The following is a 22,742-nucleotide window of genomic DNA, read 5'->3' as shown; positions in this document are numbered from 1 at the left end:
TTATATTCTTAATAAGATAAATTATATCATGACGCGGGATGTTGGCTTACTTCTGCGCATAAAGCACGAATCCACTGATGACTTGGGTCACGATGGGTTCGCTCATGCCAGGCCATGCTTTTGGTAAAGCCGGGTACTTTCAGGGGCAAAGGGAGAATGATGAGATCGTTGTTAGTCAGGACCATGCGGCGAGGTACAACTGCAATCATATCAGTCACTTGTAATATATCAGGTATCATCTGAAAACTATTAACTGACATGCCTACTCGTCGTGTCAGACTGAGCTTAGCCAGTGCTTCATCTGTAACACCGGTGAAGTTACCTTCTGAAGACACCAGAATATGTTCCTGTTTGCAAAATTGTTCGAGCGTCATTTCTGAACTCGCTGCCAGAGGATGATGACGTCGTGCTACGCAGACATAATCTTCTTCATAGAGCGCTCTTCCATGCAGGTCTTCGGGGGTTGTTTGCGGTGTTATCAAAGCCAGATCAACTTCACCCCGAGATAACTGCTGATACATTCGCTCATTGTCCACGGGCCGCACGGCGATTTTAATATACGGTGCACGTTGTTTTAGCTCAGCCATCAACGGAACGACAACAGCCTTAAGTGCATAGTCCGTTGCGACGATGGTATAAGTCAGTTCCACCGTCACGGGATCAAATTTCTTTGGTTTCAGCAGGATAGCGATATCGGTGAGGATTTGTTTTACCGGCGTAGAAAGTTCGTTGGCCCGCATTGTGGGGACCATACCGTGGCTGGTGCGAACAAAGAGTGGATCGTCAAAGTAATCACGCAAGCGAATAAGCATACCACTGACGGCAGGCTGCGTCAGTGAGAGGCGCTGTGCAGCCCGAGTCACGCTTCCCTCATCCAGTAATGCATCAAGGGCCTTAAGAAGGTTAAGGTCGAGGGTTCTGATATCATTTTTCATAATGAACTAGCCTGACAGATATTAAAATTTTAATTCAGGCTAAATGCTCGGGAAAAGGTTGTCTAGAAGGTTTGCGAGTGTTTTCCTTTTGGGGGAACTTCCATTTCTGGATGGTAGGCCTTGTACGGATAAGTCCGCTCTTCAGCTCATAAGGGACAACCATACTCAAATCTCCCACATTGCAGGAGATTTGAGTATGAACACGTCACCGTGGAACAAAGACCGTATCATCGGCCAAAAAAGACCACTTCAGATACCTCATATCTGGGGGATCCGAATCCGGCTTGAACTGGAAGGTAAAACGCGCGATTTAGCTCTGTTCAATACGGCCCTGGACAGTAAACTTCGAGGCTGTGATCTGGTCAAACTCAAAGTATCTGATGTGGCATATTGTAGCTCGGTTTCAAGCAGAGCAACGGTGTTGCAGCAGAAAACCGGTAGCCCTGTGCAATTTGAAATAACCAAAGGGACAAGACAAGCTGTTGCTGCATTGATAAAGCTTGGCAATTTGCACAGTAAAGACTTCTTGTTCCGGTCTCGGGTCGGAACTAACCGGTGATGCTGCCAACTTACTGATTTAGTGTATGATGGTGTTTTTGAGGTGCTCCAGTGGCTTCTGTTTCTATCACCTGTCCCTCCTGTTCAGCTACTGACGGGGTGGTGCGTAACGGCAAAAGCACTGCCGGACATCAGCGCTATCTCTGCTCTCACTGCCGTAAAACATGGCAACTGCAGTTCACTTACACCGCTTCTCAACCCGGTACGCACCAGAAAATCATTGATATGGCCATGAATGGCGCTGGATGCCGGGCAACCGCCCGCATTATGGGCGTTGGCCTCAACACGATTTTACGTCACTTAAAAAACTCAGGCCGCAGTCGGTAACCTCGCGCATACAGCCGGGCAGTGACGTCATCGTCTGCGCGGAAATGGACGAACAGTGGGGCTACGTCGGGGCTAAATCGCGCCAGCGCTGGCTGTTTTACGCGTATGACAGGCTCCGGAAGACGGTTGTTGCGCACGTATTCGGTGAACGCACTATGGCGACGCTGGGGCGTCTTATGAGCCTGCTGTCACCCTTTGACGTGGTGATATGGATGACGGATGGCTGGCCGCTGTATGAATCCCGCCTGAAGGGAAAGCTGCACGTAATCAGCAAGCGATATACGCAGCGAATTGAGCGGCATAACCTGAATCTGAGGCAGCACCTGGCACGGCTGGGACGGAAGTCGCTGTCGTTCTCAAAATCGGTGGAGCTGCATGATAAAGTCATCGGGCATTATCTGAACATAAAACACTATCAATAAGTTGGGACCATTACCGTCTGTGATTATGCTTAAGGGTGGAAAGGCCTGACTCGGCCATACTAAACTCTGGGTTCAGTTTATTCGTTACGGCAGCATGAAGGCATTGTGAGGTTAATATGTTAAGTGAAAAACAAAAAGAACAGGTTAAAGCTACAGTCCCCGTTCTGAAAGAAAACGGAGTGGCGCTGACCGATTATTTTTACAAGAGAATGTTAAAAAACAACCCTGACCTGAAAGAAACGTTTAATATGGGGCATCAGCGAAGCGGTGCTCAGGCCAAAGCGCTGGCTGGCGCAGTGCTGGCGTATGCTGAAAATATTGATAATCCCGGTGTGCTGGCACCGGTTATTGAGCTTATCTGCCATAAGCACGTCAGTTTGAATATACAGACTCCTGATTATGATACTGTTGGCGAAAATCTGCTCCATTCCATCAGTGAAGTGCTTAATATCTCCATGGATGATGAATTAATCAGGGCCTGGGCGGAAGCGTATCAGCAGCTGGCTGATATTTTTATCGCGACGGAGAAACAACTGTATGAGGAGCATAAAAATACCAGCGGCAGCTGGGTTGGCTGGCGTGATTTTATTGTGGACAGAAAAGTCATGGAAAGTGCCGAAATTACATCATTTTATCTTGTCCCCAAGGACAGACAGGCGCTGCCTCCTTATAAACCGGGCCAGTATATCACGCTCCGGGTTATGGTACCTGCCTTGGGGATTAGACAACCCCGCCAGTACAGTCTTTCGAGCAGTCCTGCTGATAATTATCTGCGTATATCCGTAAAACGCGAAGATCCCCGTATCGAAGGGCAGGATCCCGGTTACGTCTCTTCAACGCTGCATAATGCTGTTCAGGAAGGTGACATCGTTGAACTCAGCGCCCCGACCGGAAACTTTTACCTTCTGAACCCGGATAATACGAATGTTCTTATCAGCGCAGGCGTCGGACTGACCCCAATGATATCAATGGTAAACCACCTGCTTGCAGAACATGCGGACCCAAATTTATCTTCTGCTGCCGGTACAGGCGACTCTGCCATCACGGAAAAGCAGTCAGAGGCCAAAAAAGATATTTATTTTATCCATGCGGCCCGCAGTTCAGAGGCCCATGCCCTGCGTGAAGAGCTGGAGAATTTAGCGCGCCGGAACAGAAATCTTCATCTGTTTATCGCTTATGAAAATGTCAAAGAAGGTGAGGTTGCCGGCAAAAACTACCACATGCAAGGACGTCTTAAGCTGGATGAAATGCCTGCTGCCTGTTTACCGAAAGAGGCTGACTATTACCTTTGCGGGCCGGTACCTTTTATGCAGGAGCAATACCAGGCCCTGCTCCGTCTGGGGATCCCACCGGAGAGGATCTTCAGTGAAGCGTTTACCACAGGTGGCGTTCACCTGTAATCCGTAAATCATCCCAGGAAAAGGTGCCTGAGCGTTACCGAAAAAATTATTGCCCTGTAACCGGGACAGGGCGCTGACCGCCGCCCAGCGCTTTGTTCTGCTGTCCCTTTTCCATCTGACAAGGTTTTCCTGTCGTTGCCAGGAGGTACAGGAACGGCTTTTCTGAAAACTTACGCAGGGCACATGAAACCGGGCAGCGTACCTTTCTTACCGTTTGCAGAGGCAGCCTGATTTCAGGCCATGCAAAAAATGAATGCACACAACAAAGCCTGTTAAAAACGTCACGTTTATGAATGACATGTTCACCATGTTCATAAGCGTCCGGAAATACGCGGTTTATGCTGCAGATGAAAAACGGAAACGCTTATGCTCGGAATAAACTGCATTCTCTTTTCTTTTGCAAAATGCCTGACCGGAGCGGGAAAGAAAGTACATTCTGACCCGCTTAAGAATAAGAAATTTATTTCTGTCTGCCCTCTTCCAAAGCTCAAAGATGATTGCGTGGTGTTATCCCGATTAGATCGTAGTCAGCAGATTCATGTTTTATAGAGGGAAGTAAAGCATCTAGGACAAGGCCTCGCCTCAGCATCCCTGGATTTCGCTACCTTCATTGCGTCCCGGGTATGGTAAAAAGTGCCCAAAAAAACGCGATTTTCAACGCCAGGCAGTGATTTACACCCAGCTGTATGTACAAACAAAGCACCCGTGACTTCGAATTGCCTTGAAAGATAAAAATATTTTCCCATATTGCACTCTTATTTTTTTCATCAGGTTCAGGAATTGATCAAACCTCAAAACCTGTTAAGGGTTTTCCATGCTTTTAGCGGCAGGTTCGGCGCAGCTTCAGCGCCTTAGCGTGCCTGAAGTGTCCGGCCGGCCGACCTTTTTAATAAAGCCAGGCGGTAAACCTGTATCGGGTTATCAAATACAATGACCGAGCCGAGGTCTGTATTTACTTGAGCCTGGCCTTTGCGGCGCCCTTTTTGCGGCTCACCTGCCGTCTGGCATAGGCGATGACAGTCATCCAGTCAGGATCTGAACATTTATTCGTAAAGGTATTGAGGTTTTTGAAGAGTTCGGACCACATCTTCAGGTGTAAGCGATTCTGATAATGATAATGATAATGATACTTAAGATTTACCTCCATAGACCTTATGACATCATCCACCAGGTTCTTGATCTGCCTCAAATCCTCTCCGGACTGATGCCTTGCAGCAAGCTGCCTTATCTGAAAAGCATAAACTACAGTATCCAGCTCCACTGTAAACAAAACGACCTCAATTATCAGCTGTTTTCCGCCTGAACCCTAGTCTACTTAAACTTACGAGACCAGTTTTAAATCAACTTTTGTACTGTGAAGAGTAACTGATTTGCCTCCATGTACCATGCCCACCACCGTTAAACATTGAGCCGAAGCATTCTGACGCGCTGTTCATCTTTCATGTCTGATGGGAAATCGGCATCGCTGACCTTTCCCGCCTGGCTGAGTTTACTGAAGAGATTAACCAAACGCTGTAATGTTATTAGCTACCTCGAAGGACTGCCGCCGCATGCTGACAGCATCAGCACTGGAAGTGCAGCGAATGCGACTCGGAGTTGCACCTGCTTTTACCACGTCGCGGGTAATGTTCCGCCAGGCATCTTTCTCCCTGACGCTTGCAGTCGCTGCCTTCTTTCTGTGAGAGCAAGGCAGGCTTCGGTCCCCTGAGCGGTTACCGCATCCAGCATTTTGCCGTTCATGTTGATGATATTAAAAAAGCTGCCAGCCTGTTTGAGTCCGCCGGCGGGAAAGCGTTTTACCTCATCACGACTGCTGATGTTTCCGACCTGAGCTGGAGTCAATAACTTTTCTACTATAGGCGCGACATGGAGCGGTGTTACTGAAGTAATATCACTGACATAAAAGCGGCTTATTGCATATCAGTAAGGCTTTGAGCATGTGTAAGGTGGTTTAAGAAAATTATCTGACGAAAGGCGCAATAAGGCTACCTTCCATTTATTCAACAAGGCCTGCCAATCCGCTTTACATTTCCAGGAAGGCATAACCCCTGTTCTGTAAGGTTGTTATTGTGGTCAGAGCGGAAGGCGTATGTATAACCGAGCCAGCGATCCAGTTCTTTTTATAATGATGCCAGGCGATAGCCTGATCGCATATGCTCACTTTGACTCCCTGGCTCTGAAGGGCCGAAATGAGCTTAAGGTTTGGGTTGTCAGTGCCATATATTTTTTGATAATGCACGTTATCAAGCATCGCCGGCGTTGCGCCACCGTTCACCGCAACGACAAATCTGAGTTTGTTGGTGGGAACCCCGGCTGCAACATAGAGATTAACCACCTGCGCGACTTTTTCCAGGGCCGGATTCGGCAATGATGTGTTGTCTCCGGCCTGCCCCACCTTGAAAACGATTTTATTGCTCAGGTCTGGGGTGGGCTGGAAGGCAGCACTGCGTTCATAGTGGATTTCGCCATAACCCTTCACGGCCGGTGTAATCCAGAAGCCAGCGGACTGATCGTTTGAAACACTGGCAGGATGATCAGTCAGGCTTTTGAAAAAAGCATGATTATTACAAAGCGCAGCTCCCATAAGCCCGCTCGTGATTGCAATTAGTGCTCCAGTTATAACAGAACGCATGTTTCCCTCCGGGCGCCTTGAGCATGAGCGCCCTGTTTATATTAGTGAAGAAAGACATTAACAAAAACATTTTGGCATCAGCTAGCAAGCCGTACATTTACTTTATACTTTCTTACCAGGTTGTTAATTTTACAGATTATTCTTAAGCAGCGGGATCAAATCGCGCTCCAGGATAGCCAGTTTGGGCTGCTCTCTATAATTGACTATAGCAAGATGTTAACAACGCCCGCTTCTGCACATAGCGGACTGTCGCAGTTGCAGAATCCGGTATGAGCGGGTAGCAGACGTTTCACTCATGATGACTGAAAATGTCCACTACGTTGAATATAGCATCCCGGCCACGCACCGGACGTGCGCAGTCGCATAGCTATCAGAGCTGAGCGCTCTGGTGGAGATCCCAGCGGTTGCCATAAATGTCATAAAACACAGCGCCCCCCATACTCCCCCTCACACGGCTTCTGACAGCGGTGAACGCCCTTTGTTTTCATAGCGGTGTAGCCACGCCGGAAGTCTCGGTCTGCAGGAACAGGAATACCCGCCCACCACACTGATTGCCAATAAAATCTTCCTGCCTCTCGTTTGAAGTGTGGGTCAGGAGAAGATTACAGTGGCTCTCCAAGTTAGGTGTAACGACAACCCGGCGTTTACCTGGCTGCGGTGTGTCCTCAACCAGGGAAAAACCCATCTTGTCGGCGTAATACTCAATCTCGCGGTCATAGTCATCGACCACATAGCCACATATCCCATGGATCGCTTTTGCGTTCTCATTTCTGCGCCGTCAGGTTTCAGGTACAACTGCCTGAACACTCTCTTTTAACATAACAGTGCGGTCAAGAACTGCCGCGAAGAAGGTAACCCAAAAGATGTTTCCGGTAAGTCCATGACAAAAACATGCAGAGAGCTTTTTACGCCTTAGTGCCGAATAGTTGTGGTGGATTCGCTTCATACCTTCAGGCTACGCATCCGTTTTCAGGACAAAAAAACCCGCTCAGGGCGGGGAAAATGAATCGCCACGGGTTTAACAGACACCTCAGAGTCATTTAAGATGGCTTAAAGAGAGGTGCCCATGAGCGGTAAGCGTTATCCCGAAGAGTTTAAAATTGAAGCAGTCAAACAGGTTGTTGATCGCGGTTATTCTGTTGCCAGCGTTGCAACACGTCTCGATATCACCACCCACAGCCTTTACGCCTGGATAAAGAAGTACGGTCCGGATTCTTCCGCTAATAAAGAACAGTCAGATGCTCAGGCCGAGATCCGCCGTCTCCAGAAAGAGCTGAAGCGGGTTACCGACGAACGGGACATATTAAAAAAAGCCGCGGCGTACTTCGCAAAGCTGTCCGACTGAGGTACGCCTTTATCCGTGACAACACCTGTTGCTAGCCTGTTCGCCTGCTCTGTCGGGTGCTGGATGTTCATCCCAGTGGTTTTTACGCCTGGCTTCAGCAGCCGCATTCACAACGCCATCAGGCAGACCTGAGACTGACAGGACAGATTAAACAGTTCTGGCTGGAATCGGGATGCGTCTATGGTTATCGCAAAATCCATCTGGATCTGCGGGACAGCGGGCAACAGTGCGGAGTGAACAGAGTCTGGCGACTGATGAAACGTGTCGGGATAAAGGCTCAGGTCGGATACCGGAGCCCGCGGGCACGTAAAGGCGAGGCCAGTATCGTGTCGCCCAACAGGCTCCAGCGACAGTTCAATCCGGATGCTCCGGATAAGCGTTGGGTAACGGACATAACCTACATCAGGACCCACGAAGGCTGGCTGTATCTTGCCGTGGTTGTTGATCTGTTCTCACGCAAAATTATCGGCTGGTCCATGCAATCCCGGATGACAAAGGACATTGTCCTGAACGCACTGCTGATGGCTGTATGGCGCCGTAATCCCGGTGATGCTGCCAACTTACTGATTTAGTGTATGATGGTGTTTTTGAGGTGCTCCAGTGGCTTCTGTTTCTATCACCTGTCCCTCCTGTTCAGCTACTGACGGGGTGGTGCGTAACGGCAAAAGCACCGCCGGACATCAGCGCTATCTCTGCTCTCACTGCCGTAAAACATGGCAACTGCAGTTCACTTACACCGCTTCTCAACCCGGTACGCACCAGAAAATCATTGATATGGCCATGAATGGCGCTGGATGCCGGGCAACCGCCCGCATTATGGGCGTTGGCCTCAACACGATTTTACGTCACTTAAAAAACTCAGGCCGCAGTCGGTAACCTCGCGCATACAGCCGGGCAGTGACGTCATCGTCTGCGCGGAAATGGACGAACAGTGGGGCTATGTCGGGGCTAAATCGCGCCAGCGCTGGCTGTTTTACGCGTATGACAGGCTCCGGAAGACGGTTGTTGCGCACGTATTCGGTGAACGCACTATGGCGACGCTGGGGCGTCTTATGAGCCTGCTGTCACCCTTTGACGTGGTGATATGGATGACGGATGGCTGGCCGCTGTATGAATCCCGCCTGAAGGGAAAGCTGCACGTAATCAGCAAGCGATATACGCAGCGAATTGAGCGGCATAACCTGAATCTGAGGCAGCACCTGGCACGGCTGGGACGGAAGTCGCTGTCGTTCTCAAAATCGGTGGAGCTGCATGACAAAGTCATCGGGCATTATCTGAACATAAAACACTATCAATAAGTTGGAGTCATTACCGTGGCAAACAATGTACGCCTTCAAACGCAGGATCAAAGAAAAAAAGCGCCCTTTTTCCTTCCTGTTAGCGGGTACGTATTCTTTATAAATCCCAGAGACGTTACGCGGTAGTTTTTATACGACCGACGCCAGCCAGCTGCGCTTGCCGAAAGACCATTCATTTTCATTCTATCGGAGCAGGTTTAAGCAAGCGTCTGAGTAAATGTCTTAATTCATATCCTCTCATTTTTCGTTTAAGAACAAAATGTCATCCTAGGCAGATCCCTCAGCAAAGATTCACCCAGCTGCACGATGTGCCTGATTCACCAGGGAATAAAAGGGCATCAGGAAAGACCGCATATAAAAAACGATCTGGCAGACGCTAGATCGGTAGTACTCTAACCAGTTCGCCGGACTGCAACGCCTTCGCAGCCAGCAGCAGCTGTATACCCACAACGCTGATACCGGTCTACAGTGCCTGAAGCAGCCCTTCGCTGTTGCTTGCGTGAAAAATGGTATTGACCATCAGCTCAACCGTTTCATTATCTGCTACCAAAGGAAGCGGCGATGCCTGCGAGATGTCCCTGAAGCGAATGTGAGGCAGCCTAGCCACTTCCGCCAGCGATTCAACCGGCGCTAAATCGGGCGCTGCAAATAATAGCGTTTCAATGCATGCCAGCATGCGCGCTGTAAGCGTATCCGGCTACTCGCTGCTGAGCCGCAGCGCTACATCTACGCCTTCACTTACCAGCTCTGACAGGCGTTCATCAAGTGCCAGCGTCAGGTTTAGATCCGGATTATCTTTTTGCAGCGTCAGCAGGTGCGGCAGAAAAAGCTGTCCCAGCCCGTTTGGCAGCTGTATATGTAATATACCCCGCAACTGCTGTTGTCTGAGTCGCAGCTGATTTTCGATTTCCTACATCGCTTCCAGGAGCGGCACTATTTGACGGCGGTAGTATTCGCCCTGCTCGGTATGCACCTTAACCCGCAGTGCGGTGCAGCAAAATCGTGACAAGTTCCTATTCGAGCGCGGCAATTTTCTGGCTGAAAGCAGATTGCGTTATGCCAGACTGACGCGCTGCTTCGGAGAACGATTCCGCTTGTGCTACCCCTAGAAAGGTTGCAATCGTACTGAGCTTATTCTTCATTTAAGCGTTTTTCTTATAAGTGTCATCTTGTTCAGAGGACATGTGCAGAAAATCACATATAGCACACTTTGTTTCTTTCTTACTCAGGAGAACAGAGATGACGCAGAAAGATACGCCTAAAGTCGCGCTGGTTGCAGGCGCCAGCGGCATTGTCGGCGCAGCCAGATGGTTAACGCCCTGCTGGTTAAAAAATGGCAGATTATCGGGCTATCACGCCGTGCTGAAGCGCATGCATATAACGTTATGACAGTAAATGTCGACCTGCTCAGCGCACTGTAAAGCGCCCAAGCGCTGCAACCGCTTTGTCGGTGACGCATATCTTCTATAACGCCTGGCTGAATGCAGCGAACTGGAGTGCGATGGTTGAACCGAACGTCACTATATTACGCAATCTGATGAGCAATGTGGAACTCGTCGCTTCACTGGAGAATGTCAGCCTGATGCAGGGCTATAAAGTTTACGGCGCTCACTTCGGCCCGTTTAAAACGCCGGCGCGCAAGAGCGATCCTGGCGTGCTATAGCTGAACGATATAAGCTGCAGGAAGCAGATATTCTGCGACTTAGCGATGGGCAGTTCGCAGAATTCGTTTTCGGCTGGGACGACGATATGTTCGGTGATGGCAGCAAACTGCGCCGGACTGGCTTTACGCAGTCATGCGCGAATGACGAGATGTTTTTTAGCTTATTCTCTCAGCTCAGAGCCGCCCGTATTATCTCCTGATGATTCGCTGCGGTTATCCTTGATATGCCAGCGCTGGTCTCTTCTCTTCGTCTTCAAACCTTTGTACTGCGCGGTTATCCATTTACACGCCGCATATATCGCAATGCATAATCCACTGTTCCGCACCTGTGCGCTTTACACTGGCGTTTTTTTATTTCGAGAGTCGCCGTGACCGCAGATCACTTAACGCCATGGGAATTTCAATGTGAAATAATTAATAAAAAAGAATATATTTCAGCAACTTATATTTGAAAAGAGCATGGGTAATCTGGCAACTTTTCAACCTTCCTCATTATCTTTCCGCACTGCTTTTCCGCCCAAAAAACAGCCAGATTGTCATTTGGCAAGGTGAATGAACAAAATATTATGCTCTGTACAATTTTTCACTGAAAACGCAAAAATCTTGCACATAGCAGGACACTCTGTACACTGTCCCGAAATATTGCCAACGGAGCGGAGTGATGAAGAGCAATTACGGTGGAGTAGACGAAACGGCGCGCAGGGCAAACGCTATGTTGCGTAGTATGAGTGACGATATTATCGATAAGCGTCACGAATTTGGCCTCGATCAGTATTACCAGACCTTCACCCGCAATTCGGTTGCTAACTTGCCCAAGCTCAGCCGCCGGGCCGTCGAGCAGGCAATTGACGAAATGGAATCCAAAGGTCACGTGTTTGGCAAAAAGGATGCCGGCAATACAAAGCACTACGCGCTCACGGTACAGGATGTCGTCGATATTTATGCGCATCGTAAAGTACCTAAGTATCGCGATATCCATAAAGGGGAAGGGCCGTTCGTCATCTTTGTGGTGAACCTCAAGGGTGGCGTCTCCAAAACAGTCAGCACCGTTACTCTGGCCCACGGCCTGCGCGTTCATCCGGACCTGCTGCAGTACGATCTGCGCAATCTGGTTATCGATCTCGATCCCCAAGCATCCAGCACGATGTTTCTGAACCATGCAAACAGCATCGGCTCAATTATGGAAACCGCCGCGCAGGCGATGCTTAACGATCTGGACGCCGAACAGCTTCACAAAGAGATTATTCAGCCAACGATTATTCCTGGCGTGGACATCATTCCGGCCTCGATTGATGATGGCTTCGTCGCCAGTCAATGGAACGATCTGGTTCGCGAACACCTGCCGGGCGTACTGCCTTCCGAAGTGTTACGTCGTAACATCATCGATCGCGTCGGCGATGACTATGACTTTATCTTTATCGATACCGGTCCGCATCTCGATGCCTTTATGCTCAACGCCATCGCCGCCAGCGATCTGCTGCTTACGCCGACGCCGCCTGCGCAGGTGGATTTTCATTCCACGCTCAAATATCTGACCCGTCTTCCGGAAATGCTGGAGCAGCTGGAAGATGAGGGCATTAATCCCCGCATTAAAGGCAATATCGGGTTTATGTCGAAAATGACCTCCAAGCGCGACCACGAGATGACGCATGGCTTAGCGCGTGACGTGTTCACCTCTTACATTCTTGACGCTGCTTTGCCGCGGCTGGATGGCTTCGAGCGCTGCGGAGAGACGTTTGACACTATCGTCAGCGCCGATCCCCAGTCTTACCCCGGCAGCACAGAGGCGCTTAAAAATGCTAAACGCGAGGCAGAACGTTTTACCCAGGCCGTGTTTAAACGGATTGAATTTGTCAGGAGTTCGCAGTCATGAAAGAAATGAAAAAAATGGGCCGCACGCTGGGTAATTCTAGCTTTTCGCGCATGCTGAGCGAAACGGAAAGCACGCGCGTTTTTATCCTAAAGTCTGGCGCCGAAGCACGTTTCGCCCTGACGAAAATCTTGCACGATGATATCGAAGCGCAGACCTATGTCGATGCCGCTGTAAACGGCCGCGACCAGGCTTTTCTTACGCCGGAGTCGGTCAGCGATATTTCCCGAACCATCAAGCTCCAGCAGTTCTTTCCCGCCATCGGCCGCGAAGTGGACGGCCGTATCGAAGTGCTTGACGGCTCGCGCCGTCGCGCCGCCTGCCTCTATAACGGCACACCTTTCGAAGTGCTTGTCACTAAAGATGACCTTTCGCTGTCTGACGCGCGCCAGCTTGCTATCGATATCCAGACCGCGAAAGAGCATACGCTGCGTGAGCTGGGCAAGCGACTTATGGTGATGTATCCCGAGAGCATGAATCAGTCAGAGATCGCCAGAGCAGAAGGGCTGTCGGCTGCAAAAATCAGCCGGGCTTTTCAGGCCGCTTCGGTGCCTGACGAACTGATTGGCCTGTTTCCCTCGGTGAGCGATCTCTCTATTAATGATTATCAGACGCTGCTTGATATTGCTGAGAAAGTGGAAGCAAGAAAGGGCAGTCTGGATGAGCTGGTAGAGACGGTGCGCGAGCGCATAGAAGGGGACACCACGCTGGATCCGCATGACCCTACATCGAAATCCAGAATCATTGGTTTCATTCGTTCGGTAAACAGCAGTGCGAAAAGTGCAAAAGCTGACAAGAAAGTCGTGACGGAAAAGATGGCGGTGTTCGCTGACAAAAAACAGTTCGCCCGTAAGAAGACGGATGCGGAAAAACGTCTGGTCACTTATGAGTTTTCACGTATTCCCGCGCACTATCAGGCTGAGCTTGATGCCGCGGTAAAAACGATTCTGGAAAAAATGCAGGCTGAAAGTAAAGCCTGATAACAAGAAGGCCCTGAGCGGTACTCTGTCAGGGCCTCACCTTTAGCACTACTAGCAGCGTATCGCTACTGAGTACCCGCGAAAAAAATGCTCTAAGCAGCTGTTTTATAAAAAAACAGGCTAAATATTTCAAACTGAAATTCCCGCCGCTTTCAGTTTTGAAAGCCCTTTTATCACGCTTAAGGGATAACCACAGTATCCATACCAGTATGTGACGTTATGTCTTTTCGGATCTGATAATGCTTTGTTTATTAGTAAAGCCAGTTCGGCCCATGTAAATAACCTTGCCTTATTAAGTCTTAATGACAGCAGATTAAGTTTTGCCCCTGAAATAGGCTTATCAGTAAAATGGTTATTGCATCTTGCTGCTTCTGCTGGCTCTGCCGGTTCTGGTGCCATGTTGTTGAGCCGGGCATACAGGCGCGCAATACGACGTCACCTCATATCAGCTGTAATCAGTAAATTACCTTTTGCGCTGCTGCCACCTTATCTGTTGAACAGTTGTTTTATTGCACGCCTGAAAACCGGCATTTTCAAGACAGCATGCAGTAAGCATCTGCAAAACCTCAATATCTTACACATAATCCCGGGTTTGAAATATTCCTCTTTAAACATTAGGGCAGGGCAGAGATATAAGCTGTAATGAGTAAATTACTCGCTATAGTTTATATTACTCACTACAGCTTATGACATAAGCTGTAGTAAGTATTTGGCTCTTTTTGGAGTTTGTATAAGCTGTAGTGAGTAACCTGAATAAGTTAGTCTGTGCGACGTTACTGGTCGCTGTTGTAGACAGGGTTCAGATCCTGAATGCCTGGTATGTCGGAAGAGAGGGCAGGCTGCATTGGACGAGCAATGGCCCGGTTTCCCTGACAAGGAAAGCTGGCTGGCTGGGTGCTGTGTGATAAAGCATACAAAAAAAGTATATAAGCTGTAGTGAGTAAGTTACTCACTACAGCTTATATTTGTGATGTGCGTTCCAGACGACGTTTCGGATGGCGCCAGAACATATTGATGATTTAAAAGGTAATTTTACGTTTCTCGTATATAACAAGAGACTGCAGCTTTAGGCTCTTGTCAGTAGTGCGGTATCCATAGCGAGATTTACTCACCAGAGGCTATATAAGCTGTAGTGAGTAAACTGACGGGGAATGCATGCTTTTGAACGCCTATCCGCGCAATACTGGAAAGGCAATCACTTGTTTTTGAAAAGCTTTTCCAGGTCTTCCATCGTAATCCCCAGCTTTTCGAGCACCTCGAGCTTTTTCGTCAGTTCGGGATCGGGGCTGGCTGGTGCAGGCACTGCGGTCGGAATGGTTTCTTCGCTCTCGTTCCTGGGCGCTTTGAGCTTAGGGCGTCGATAGTGCACGTTAAAGAAGACCGCACGGCCTCTCTGCACTTCCGTATAGTCTAGGTAGCCAATCTCCTTCAGTTGCTCCATAGCGCGCCGTACGGTCTGGTTTTGAGAGAATACGGGGGATTTAAGGTTAAGCCTGGCGCGCAGGCGCGCAAGTGAGATAGGCGCCGGATTTTTTGGCAGGCTTTCGATAAAGGTATAGATAGCCTGCGCCGACTCGCGCCGCTTGAGGACGTTAATAGCTTTAAGCTGCAAAAGTACTTTACGATCAAACTGATAAAGCTCAAACAACCGGGGATCTGCCTGCAGGATAACGATATCTTTTGCAGTATCGTAGTAGGCTGACTGCACAAGGTGCGTAACGTACTCTTTAGAGTGCTCTTTGGTGTTTGCTGTGAATGAGATGACCGTTCCCGCAATTCGCTTCAGAGAAGGGCTTATACGCTCTCTGAGCTTCTTAGAGGAGCGATTAGACGGTATGCCACAGAGCTTGGCGAACTCGACAAAGGGAAGCTGTACCTTATCGCCAATCACCTTATGCTTGGCGAATGAGTGGATAATCCCCACCCAGGTTTTGAAATCATTATCCATGTCCAGCCGCGGGCCGACGATCTCGACTTTATCGAAGCCTTCTGCCTTGGCCAGCGAAAGCCGGGAGAGTTCTTCAGTCGCGTCCGTAACGGACATTGTATTTTTTTTGCTATTTTTTAACGACTTAAGGGTCGGAACAAAAACACCGAGCCGCATAAGCGCAACCGGCTGCACCGTATTATTGGCGTTGGGCGTTAGGGTGACGAGCTCGCCAGTGGATTTGTCCATTTCCTGGAAAAGAGTATCAAGATCTATGCTTTCGTTATCCAAAACAGGCTCCGGATCCTAATCGTTAACGCTATAAGCCGTTAATTTAGCTAGTAAAGAGAGTAAAGCACCCAGCAAGCGAGCAGTGGCGCAGGGCACTTTCAGATCCGCTGAGCTGTGGATCGAATATGTATGATCCAGACAGAACAAACAGGACAGCGAATAGCAACATGAAATTAAAGATAAAAATTATCCACAGTTAAGCAGAGAAAACCGTGATTTAACTCACTATAGCTTATCTTGTTTACCAGTTACAGCTTATAATCTACGCTTCATAGCTTATGATTTACTGACTGCAGCTTATATTTTACTTGCTACAGCTTATGGGATCACCCTTTTAAGCCAGAGCTGGCAAGGGCTACAGCGATCGGGGATCTCTTTAGGATCTTATTAGGATCATATAAGGATCGAATTGTTAGGATCTACCCAGTGGATAAATCATTCCATAGGAGACTTCATAGCCTGAAAAGTTTTAGGAGGGCATGCGAAAGACCCTGCGGAGACTTTTCATGATTGAACTGGTTTTTCCAAAACGTAGCAGCAACAGATTTAACAGAGAGCAAGCAAACAAAGCAATTAGCAGGATCGAGGACTTGTCATCATCAAATTACCTTCTGCTGAATTTTTTCAGGATACTTCGCCAGTCACGTTAACCATAGCAGTCGATTATCCTGTTGCTAAACAATCAGCCAACACAGGTATGTCTTCATTTATTGATGTAAACCCTTCTGAGAAAATCATTGTTAAAAAGCATCATAATAGACTCTGCTAATGAAATTAAGCACAATTAATCAGCTTAAAGGTTCATTCCAACTTACTGATCAGTAAGGAGTAAAATATTACTGTACCTGTCTTTTCTATTTTTATTGCCAAATCGAGCAAAGAAAGTCAGGTGGAATCGCTGTTACGTAGCGTTATTGAAACCACTTTAAAGAGGATGGTTGTGTCAGTTATCAACTCAACCGTGACACAGAAAACTTACGCCGTTTTGTCTGGACAGAAGAGTGACAGTCATAAGCGCAAATTGAACAGCATATTCGCGCAGCCCGTATCATCAATGCTGTTTGAAGAGTTGAAATTCTTAATTGACCTTTCTGAAGTGATTCTGCTGGATAAGCTGGCAGGCGGACAAGCCTGATCACTGATAAATGAGAGAACGCTACTCTACTTCGTAAGCACTGTAATCACTGAAGATAGTGTCACCCTAAGTCAGCCTTTATAATGCCGTAAAGGTCTCAAAGAGGTACTTCCGCCACAACATTAAAAATGACTGCCGCAGGTTACTATCAGTCTGAAATGAACATGATATAGCATTATGGTGAAAGCCTGCCGCCAGGAAGGGCAGAAAGCCCAAGACTGGATAAAAACTTTGATCTTATCTTAGTATCCCGAGACTTTCGCAGATAACAATATAAGCTATCGTGCGTAAAAAGCAGGTTTCTTTTTTATTTTCCTTTAGACGCTAACCTTCCTTTGGTTCATCATTCTATCTATACGCTGTTTAGTTTCCTTTCAATTAAAAAAGATGCTCATTATCTCCGAAAATACTCGAAATAACATACCGTTACGCTTCCAGCATCGCGCTGCTCATCGAGCCCACTTTTGACGCAGCATATTGTCAGCTTCAAAGCTGGGCTATCCATTGGCGCTCTCAATTACTCATCGAAAGTAAAGCGTTTTCATGTGTAGTCCTTTAATTTCATCCTCATATGTGGCAAAGCTCGAATTTTTTTGCATTTACCAGTACGTCTCGCTGTTGATCCTTTATATGTCAGCAAACCATGTAATGTTACGGTACTGCAATAAGCAGACGCTTAGCGCCTCCGGGTGGTTGCAGCATGCATTGTTTAGCGTCGAACGGTGAATCTCGACCCCGCGACATGCGCCCGGCTTGAGCAAACAGGCAGACTATTTCGCTATCGGAAATAAAAAAGCTGCGGCCTGTCGCAGTGAACCACCGCAATAGACTGTTTTTCTTGTATCACATCTGTGATTGTGCTTACCCAATTCATGCAGGTGATGCTGCCAACTTACTGATTTAGTGTATGATGGTGTTTTTGAGGTGCTCCAGTGGCTTCTGTTTCTATCACCTGTCCCTCCTGTTCAGCTACTGACGGGGTGGTGCGTAACGGCAAAAGCACTGCCGGACATCAGCGCTATCTCTGCTCTCACTGCCGTAAAACATGGCAACTGCAGTTCACTTACACCGCCTCTCAACCCGGTACGCACCAGAAAATCATTGATATGGCCATGAATGGCGCTGGATGCCGGGCAACCGCCCGCATTATGGGCGTTGGCCTCAACACGATTTTACGTCACTTAAAAAACTCAGGCCGCAGTCGGTAACCTCGCGCATACAGCCGGGCAGTGACGTCATCGTCTGCGCGGAAATGGACGAACAGTGGGGCTACGTCGGGGCTAAATCGCGCCAGCGCTGGCTGTTTTACGCGTATGACAGGCTCCGGAAGACGGTTGTTGCGCACGTATTCGGTGAACGCACTATGGCGACGCTGGGGCGTCTTATGAGCCTGCTGTCACCCTTTGACGTGGTGATATGGATGACGGATGGCTGGCCGCTGTATGAATCCCGCCTGAAGGGAAAGCTGCACGTAATCAGCAAGCGATATACGCAGCGAATTGAGCGGCATAACCTGAATCTGAGGCAGCACCTGGCACGGCTGGGACGGAAGTCGCTGTCGTTCTCAAAATCGGTGGAGCTGCATGACAAAGTCATCGGGCATTATCTGAACATAAAACACTATCAATAAGTTGGAGTCATTACCCTCGCAGTTTACCTCTACCAGTCGCAGGACGAGCTCGTGCAGATCCTGTGGCTGAGAAGCATCTGTGACTTCCCGCGCTGAAAAAAGAACGATGACCATCAGGGTCGCGCTGACTTTCTGCTCGGGCCTGCTGGGGCCGGGCTGCTCTCCGCAACTCAGAAGGAATTGCCATGACTGAAAAAGAACCGCACGGGCCGTCGGCCAGCTCCACCTCTTCGCCGCAGCTCGAGCGTGGGCTGAGCGAGCGCCATATCCAGATGATCGCGCTGGGCGGCGCCATCGGCACTGGGCTGTTTATGGGTGCCGGCAAGAATATCGCCGTGGCGGGCACCTCGATTCTTATCATCTACGCTCTGGTGGGCTTCTTTATGTATATGGTGATGCGCGCAATGGGCGAGGTGCTGTTATCGAAGCTCGACTATCGCTCCTTCGCCGACTTCGTCGCCGATTATCTGGGCCCCAAAGCCAGCTTTTATCTGGGATGGTCCTACTGGCTGAGCTGGGTGGTGACCTGTATCGCCGACGTGGTGGTCTGCGGCGGCTATATGCAGTACTGGTTTCCTGAAATGTCCGCCTGGATACCGGCACTCATCACGCTGGGCATTCTCTGTTTGTTTAACCTGTTGTCAGTCAAGATGTTCGGCGAGGCGGAGTTCTGGTTTGCCTTAATCAAAGTCATCACCATTGTCGCCCTGATCTTTACCGGCCTGTGGATGGTTGCCACCGGCTGGACCTCGCCCGACGGCGTGCGGGCTTCATTGCAGCATCTGTCTGATCCGGCTGTGTTTTTGCCGCATGGCGTGACGGGCTTTCTCGCGGGTTTTCAGATCGCCATCTTTTCCTATACCGGCGTTGAGCTGCTCGGCACCATGACCGCCGAAACGCGCGAGCCGGAGAAAATTCTGCCGAAAGCGATCAATGCCATTCCGCTGCGCATCATCATTTTCTATATGCTCTCGATGGTGGTGATTATCGCCGTCACCTCTTGGGCGGCGATCTCTCCCGACGTCAGCCCGTTCGTTACCCTGTTTGCCAAAGCGGGGCTGCCTGCCGCCGCCGCGATTATCAACTTTGTAGCGCTCACCTCTGCTATGTCCTCCGCCAACAGCGGCGTGTATTCCAGCACCCGCATGCTCTACGGCCTGTCGGTAGAAAAGCATGCGCACTGGCAGTTTCGCATTCTGTCGAAGAGCACGCGCATTCCCGTGCGCAGCCTGTTTTTCTCCTGCTTCTGCATGCTGAGCGGCACGCTGCTGCTGTTTCTGGTGCCGAACGTGATGACGCTGTTTACCATCGTTTCCACGCTTGCGGCGATACTGGTGATCTACAGCTGGGGCATGATCCTGGTGGCCTATCTGGCCTACCGTAAGCAGCGTCCGGAACTGCATGCGCAGTCGCAGTTTAAAATGCCTGCGGGCATCGTGATGAGCTGGATTAGCTTGCTGTTTTTCGCCTTCTCGGTGGTGATTATGGTCTTCGATCCGGATACGCTGGCCGCGCTTTGCGCCATGCCGTTCTGGTTTTTACTGCTGTGGGTCGTCTGGCGAGTGAAGGCGCGCAAAGCGCACACGCTTAAGGCCGTTCGCAGCGCCTGACGCTGCCTTCGACTTGCCGGCTGCGATCTGCCAAGAAGCCAGGTGGAAAAAGATTGAGAACGATAGCTAATCGTTAGGGCGGGAAGAGAAAAAAAGAAAGCGCTCCTCTGGAGGAGCGCTGCTAATAATTAGCAATGAAACGCCCAGTTTGTGAGCATAAAGAGGAAGCCTGTATGAGGTTATCAAAATATCCCGGCATTGAATCGAATATCAACAAGCGATAACGTTTTTGTTATGCGGTGCATTTATTTATTCGCATAGCCCATAAATGAAAAAAACGCCCGGTAAAGGGCGCAAGCAAGGGGAGTTACATTAATCAAACGTTTCATGAGTTATGGCGCGTAGTCACAATAGCGACCACTTTATTTCGTTGATAATAAACCCTGCTTCAACATCTTTCTCGTAAGCCACTTGCGCTATTGCATTTATCCAGGTCTGCTTTAATCAGCGGCGGCCGCGCCGGTGGGACATCACACTATTTGATTACGATCGCATTCCAGAAAGGGGAGAAAGAAGAAGGGGCAGGCAAGATTAAATGTTGAAGAGGGATTTATGGTTCCAGTCTGATAATGAGGTCTGATTAAAGCATGATATGTCAAATGAGGTGTTAATGAAATCTATCATTTTTATTAACGTCTTTTGATGAAGCTGGAAAGGATGCTAATGCGATTCCCTGACAAACTGGCAGGCTTAATTCTGTTTTTATTTCTTTACTGCTCGGCCGGGTTTCTGGTGTGGCTCTTCCTTATTAAATGTCACACGTTGTTGCGTTTTCTTTTTCATTAATCTGTTGCTGTGCCAGAAATGTTAACGATAATCGTGATCGCAGGTTTTAAAAATTATCCTGTAAACGAACTGCGCAATATGTGTTAACCAGTCTGTATAGCTGTCAGGACTTTTGTGATAAAGGCACTCGGCCGTTTGCAAAATGGCTTTCGCCTGAATTTTGTAAGTAATAAACATTATGAAAAGGATGCCAGCCAGACCCCAAGCGAACTTAATAGAGCTGACTTTTCTGGATGAATCATATATTTGCATTAAATTTCAATAGTTACTGAAAGGAACAATAACAACAATAATGCCATTTTATCGAAAAATCACCTAGTGCTATGTCGCCAGCGTTTTACGCAACCATTACATTATGAGAAGAGACATAAAATAATAGATCGCTGGCTTTTGTAATTTAACTAGTTACACATTTTTGCTGAGATGTACTTACCTTTTTCTACCCAGACCGCGCGGCTGGCGTGCGGTCTGGGGATGTATCTTCGCCTTTATGGGAGCTCGCGCGCAACTTTGTTGCCTGATGGCGTGCGGGTGGACCACCAGCAAAGCAGCGACCCTAGGCTAACCATTGCGGCCCCTTGCCAGAATGATAACGTCAGGTGCGAATGCAGCAGAAATGCCGCCAGTACCGAGGAGAGGATCGGAATAAAGTAGGAGACCGCAGCCAGCAGGTTAACGTTGCCGTGCAGAATGCCAGTATTCCATGCGGCATAGCCAAATCCCATCGCCATTGCGGCCAGCGCCAGGCTGAGCAGCGCCTGCGGCGAAACAGCTAATGCTGGCTGCGGCGACAGCAGAAATTTCACCCACAGGGTCAGTGCAGTCAGGATAAAAAATAGCGTAATGCCGTTGCTGCCGTTCGCAATCTTTTTTGTCACCACGCAGTAAACCGCCCAGATCGCTGCGCCACAAAATGCCAGCCCATAGCTGAGCGGGTTGTCCATAATGTTATTGCCGATCTCGCTCATTGAGAAAGCGTGCTCGCCGCCCAGCACGCGGCAGATCCCCGCGACGGCCAGCAGCAGGCCGGGAATAATCAGCGGGCTGGTTTTTTGCCGGTTAACGAGCGCCGCCAGCACAATCGTCATGCCTGGCCAGAGATAATTCACCATACCGACCTCAATCGCCTGACGGCCGCTGTTGGTAAAGCCGAGCGACAGTGACAGGCAAATTTCGTAACTGACAAATAACAGGCTGCCGACGAGCAGATAGCGCCGCGGAAAGGTGCGCACGCTGGGAAAGCCGACGGTAAAGAGCAGTAGCGCGGCGCTAAAGCTGTAGATCAGCGCCGCGCCGCCGATCGGCCCAAAGCTCTCGCTGACGCTTTTAATCAGGCCGACAATTGTGCTCCACAGCACAATGGCCAGCAGGCCAGTTAGCGTTGCTCTCTTTTGGGACATAACGCTTTACCTCATTTCAGACGTGATCGGCTTAGCAGGTCAGAATACGCAACTGAGTCAGGTCTGCCACCTCTTTATCTATGAACTACCCTTACTGCTTACCCACGGAGGAGAGCAAGATGACTGATGCAACCCTGATCGAAACGCTGCAGTTCGGCCCTGATGATGCCCCAGAGCAGAAATATGAAATTTACGGCGACGACGAAAAAACGCCGACCTATGCGCTGATTTACCGCCAGCACGACGGCGACTGGGAAAAAATGGACGAGAAGCTCACCTTCGCAGCCAGAGATGAGCAAAAAGAGGTGGCCGTCGCCATGGACTACGGCTCTGGCGACAGCCTGCCGGAGCTGCGAGATTTACCCGCGGAAGCCCGCGAACACTGCGAGCGTCACTGGCAAAACAGCCAGCAATAACATGGGCCGGGGAAAGTTCCCGGCTTTTTTTCACCCCCTCGTGCGCCCCTCTCTATCTGCGGTTACGCTCGCAATATCCGATCCTCTGAACTTAACTCAAATTATGTTCATCGCCTG

At 49.3% G+C, this 22,742-nt stretch carries 16 protein-coding genes and 5 pseudogenes; 13 read left to right on the top strand and 8 right to left on the bottom strand.

Going from position 1 to position 22,742, the window contains the following annotated elements; genetic code table 11:
- Positions 1-26: 26 nt before the first annotated feature.
- Positions 27-935 carry a LysR family transcriptional regulator gene (locus LB453_RS22885; protein WP_103797720.1) on the bottom strand — a complete coding sequence of 303 codons (909 nt, stop codon included), beginning with the start codon at positions 933-935 and terminating at the stop codon, positions 27-29.
- A gap of 196 nt (positions 936-1,131) precedes the next feature.
- Here LB453_RS22885 and LB453_RS22880 point away from each other — a divergent pair.
- From LB453_RS22880 to LB453_RS22870, 3 genes and pseudogenes are all read left to right on the top strand, one after another.
- Positions 1,132-1,491: pseudogene (locus tag LB453_RS22880) on the top strand (integrase); the annotation flags it as partial.
- A 53-nt stretch (positions 1,492-1,544) separates the two neighbouring features.
- Positions 1,545-2,242 (top strand): IS1-like element IS1A family transposase gene (locus tag LB453_RS22875; protein ID WP_224481786.1). Its coding sequence is split into 2 segments (ribosomal slippage): positions 1,545-1,794 and positions 1,794-2,242, totalling 699 coding nucleotides; the frame shifts between segments, so codons are not numbered across the junction.
- 116 nt (positions 2,243-2,358) lie between these two features.
- The gene (locus tag LB453_RS22870) at positions 2,359-3,642 is read left to right on the top strand and encodes a globin domain-containing protein (protein ID WP_103797718.1); all 1,284 of its coding nucleotides are present in this window, start codon (positions 2,359-2,361) and stop codon (positions 3,640-3,642) included.
- 952 nt (positions 3,643-4,594) lie between these two features.
- Here LB453_RS22870 and LB453_RS22865 read toward each other — a convergent pair.
- Positions 4,595-4,903: a hypothetical protein gene (locus LB453_RS22865; RefSeq protein WP_224481789.1), complete on the bottom strand. Its 309-nt coding sequence runs from the start codon at positions 4,901-4,903 to the stop codon at positions 4,595-4,597.
- 395 nt (positions 4,904-5,298) lie between these two features.
- Between LB453_RS22865 and LB453_RS22860 the strand changes: the two genes are divergently transcribed.
- Positions 5,299-5,487: a hypothetical protein gene (locus LB453_RS22860; RefSeq protein WP_051905675.1), complete on the top strand. Its 189-nt coding sequence runs from the start codon at positions 5,299-5,301 to the stop codon at positions 5,485-5,487.
- Positions 5,488-5,665: 178 nt separating this feature from the next.
- Here the strand turns inward: LB453_RS22860 and LB453_RS22855 are convergent, their stop codons facing one another.
- Together LB453_RS22855 and LB453_RS22850 are read right to left on the bottom strand one after the other, a co-directional pair.
- Positions 5,666-6,274, bottom strand: a complete 609-nt coding sequence (locus LB453_RS22855; RefSeq protein WP_048783021.1) for a DsrE family protein — start codon at positions 6,272-6,274, stop codon at positions 5,666-5,668.
- 370 nt (positions 6,275-6,644) lie between these two features.
- Positions 6,645-7,042, bottom strand: a pseudogene (locus tag LB453_RS22850) (VOC family protein).
- Positions 7,043-7,340: 298 nt separating this feature from the next.
- On the opposite strand from LB453_RS22850, the pseudogene LB453_RS22845 reads away from it, so the two are divergent.
- Both LB453_RS22845 and LB453_RS22840 read left to right on the top strand, forming a co-directional pair.
- Positions 7,341-8,164: pseudogene (locus tag LB453_RS22845) on the top strand (IS3 family transposase); the annotation flags it as partial.
- Positions 8,165-8,219: 55 nt separating this feature from the next.
- Positions 8,220-8,917 (top strand): IS1-like element IS1A family transposase gene (locus LB453_RS22840; RefSeq protein WP_224481786.1). Its coding sequence is split into 2 segments (ribosomal slippage): positions 8,220-8,469 and positions 8,469-8,917, totalling 699 coding nucleotides; the frame shifts between segments, so codons are not numbered across the junction.
- Between the two features lie 248 nt (positions 8,918-9,165).
- On the opposite strand, the pseudogene LB453_RS22835 reads toward LB453_RS22840, so the two are convergent.
- Positions 9,166-10,059: pseudogene (locus tag LB453_RS22835) on the bottom strand (LysR family transcriptional regulator).
- A 97-nt stretch (positions 10,060-10,156) separates the two neighbouring features.
- Here LB453_RS22835 and LB453_RS22830 point away from each other — a divergent pair.
- The 3 genes and pseudogenes from LB453_RS22830 (at position 10,157) to LB453_RS22820 (ending at position 13,430) form a co-directional block, all read left to right on the top strand.
- Positions 10,157-10,780: pseudogene (locus LB453_RS22830) on the top strand (NAD-dependent epimerase/dehydratase family protein).
- A gap of 461 nt (positions 10,781-11,241) precedes the next feature.
- Positions 11,242-12,453 carry an AAA family ATPase gene (locus LB453_RS22825; RefSeq protein WP_033755685.1) on the top strand — a complete coding sequence of 404 codons (1,212 nt, stop codon included), beginning with the start codon at positions 11,242-11,244 and terminating at the stop codon, positions 12,451-12,453.
- Positions 12,450-13,430, top strand: coding sequence for a ParB/RepB/Spo0J family partition protein (locus LB453_RS22820; protein WP_033755686.1), 981 nt, complete (start codon positions 12,450-12,452; stop codon positions 13,428-13,430). Before LB453_RS22825 ends, LB453_RS22820 begins: the two co-directional genes overlap by 4 nt.
- Before the next feature lie 129 nt (positions 13,431-13,559).
- Here the strand turns inward: LB453_RS22820 and LB453_RS22815 are convergent, their stop codons facing one another.
- On the bottom strand, positions 13,560-13,829 hold the full coding sequence (locus tag LB453_RS22815; protein ID WP_127908357.1) for a hypothetical protein: 270 nt from the start codon (positions 13,827-13,829) through the stop codon (positions 13,560-13,562).
- Between the two features lie 796 nt (positions 13,830-14,625).
- Positions 14,626-15,606: a RepB family plasmid replication initiator protein gene (locus LB453_RS22810; protein ID WP_033755755.1), complete on the bottom strand. Its 981-nt coding sequence runs from the start codon at positions 15,604-15,606 to the stop codon at positions 14,626-14,628.
- Between the two features lie 931 nt (positions 15,607-16,537).
- Here LB453_RS22810 and LB453_RS22805 point away from each other — a divergent pair.
- From LB453_RS22805 to LB453_RS22795, 3 genes are all read left to right on the top strand, one after another.
- Positions 16,538-16,783, top strand: a complete 246-nt coding sequence (locus LB453_RS22805) for a hypothetical protein (RefSeq protein ID WP_033755687.1) — start codon at positions 16,538-16,540, stop codon at positions 16,781-16,783.
- A 932-nt stretch (positions 16,784-17,715) separates the two neighbouring features.
- A protein-coding gene (locus LB453_RS22800) for an IS1-like element IS1A family transposase (protein ID WP_224481786.1) occupies positions 17,716-18,413 on the top strand; the annotation gives its coding sequence in 2 pieces (ribosomal slippage) (positions 17,716-17,965 and positions 17,965-18,413; 699 coding nt in all).
- Positions 18,414-18,598: 185 nt separating this feature from the next.
- On the top strand, positions 18,599-20,023 hold the full coding sequence (locus LB453_RS22795; protein WP_033755689.1) for an amino acid permease: 1,425 nt from the start codon (positions 18,599-18,601) through the stop codon (positions 20,021-20,023).
- Between the two features lie 1,274 nt (positions 20,024-21,297).
- On the opposite strand, the gene yddG is transcribed toward LB453_RS22795, so the two are convergent.
- A complete protein-coding gene (gene yddG, locus LB453_RS22790; protein WP_033755691.1) occupies positions 21,298-22,209 on the bottom strand; it encodes an aromatic amino acid DMT transporter YddG in 912 nt (303 codons plus the stop codon).
- 119 nt (positions 22,210-22,328) lie between these two features.
- On the opposite strand from yddG, the gene LB453_RS22785 reads away from it, so the two are divergent.
- Positions 22,329-22,625 carry a hypothetical protein gene (locus LB453_RS22785; protein WP_103797679.1) on the top strand — a complete coding sequence of 99 codons (297 nt, stop codon included), beginning with the start codon at positions 22,329-22,331 and terminating at the stop codon, positions 22,623-22,625.
- The last annotated feature ends 117 nt before the right edge of the window (positions 22,626-22,742 follow it).

The sequence above is a fragment of the Pantoea agglomerans genome (assembly GCF_020149765.1).
Taxonomy (GTDB): Bacteria; Pseudomonadota; Gammaproteobacteria; order Enterobacterales; family Enterobacteriaceae; genus Pantoea; species Pantoea alvi.
Note: the sequence above shows the minus strand (reverse complement) of the source record. Positions and strands in the feature narration are given on the sequence as shown.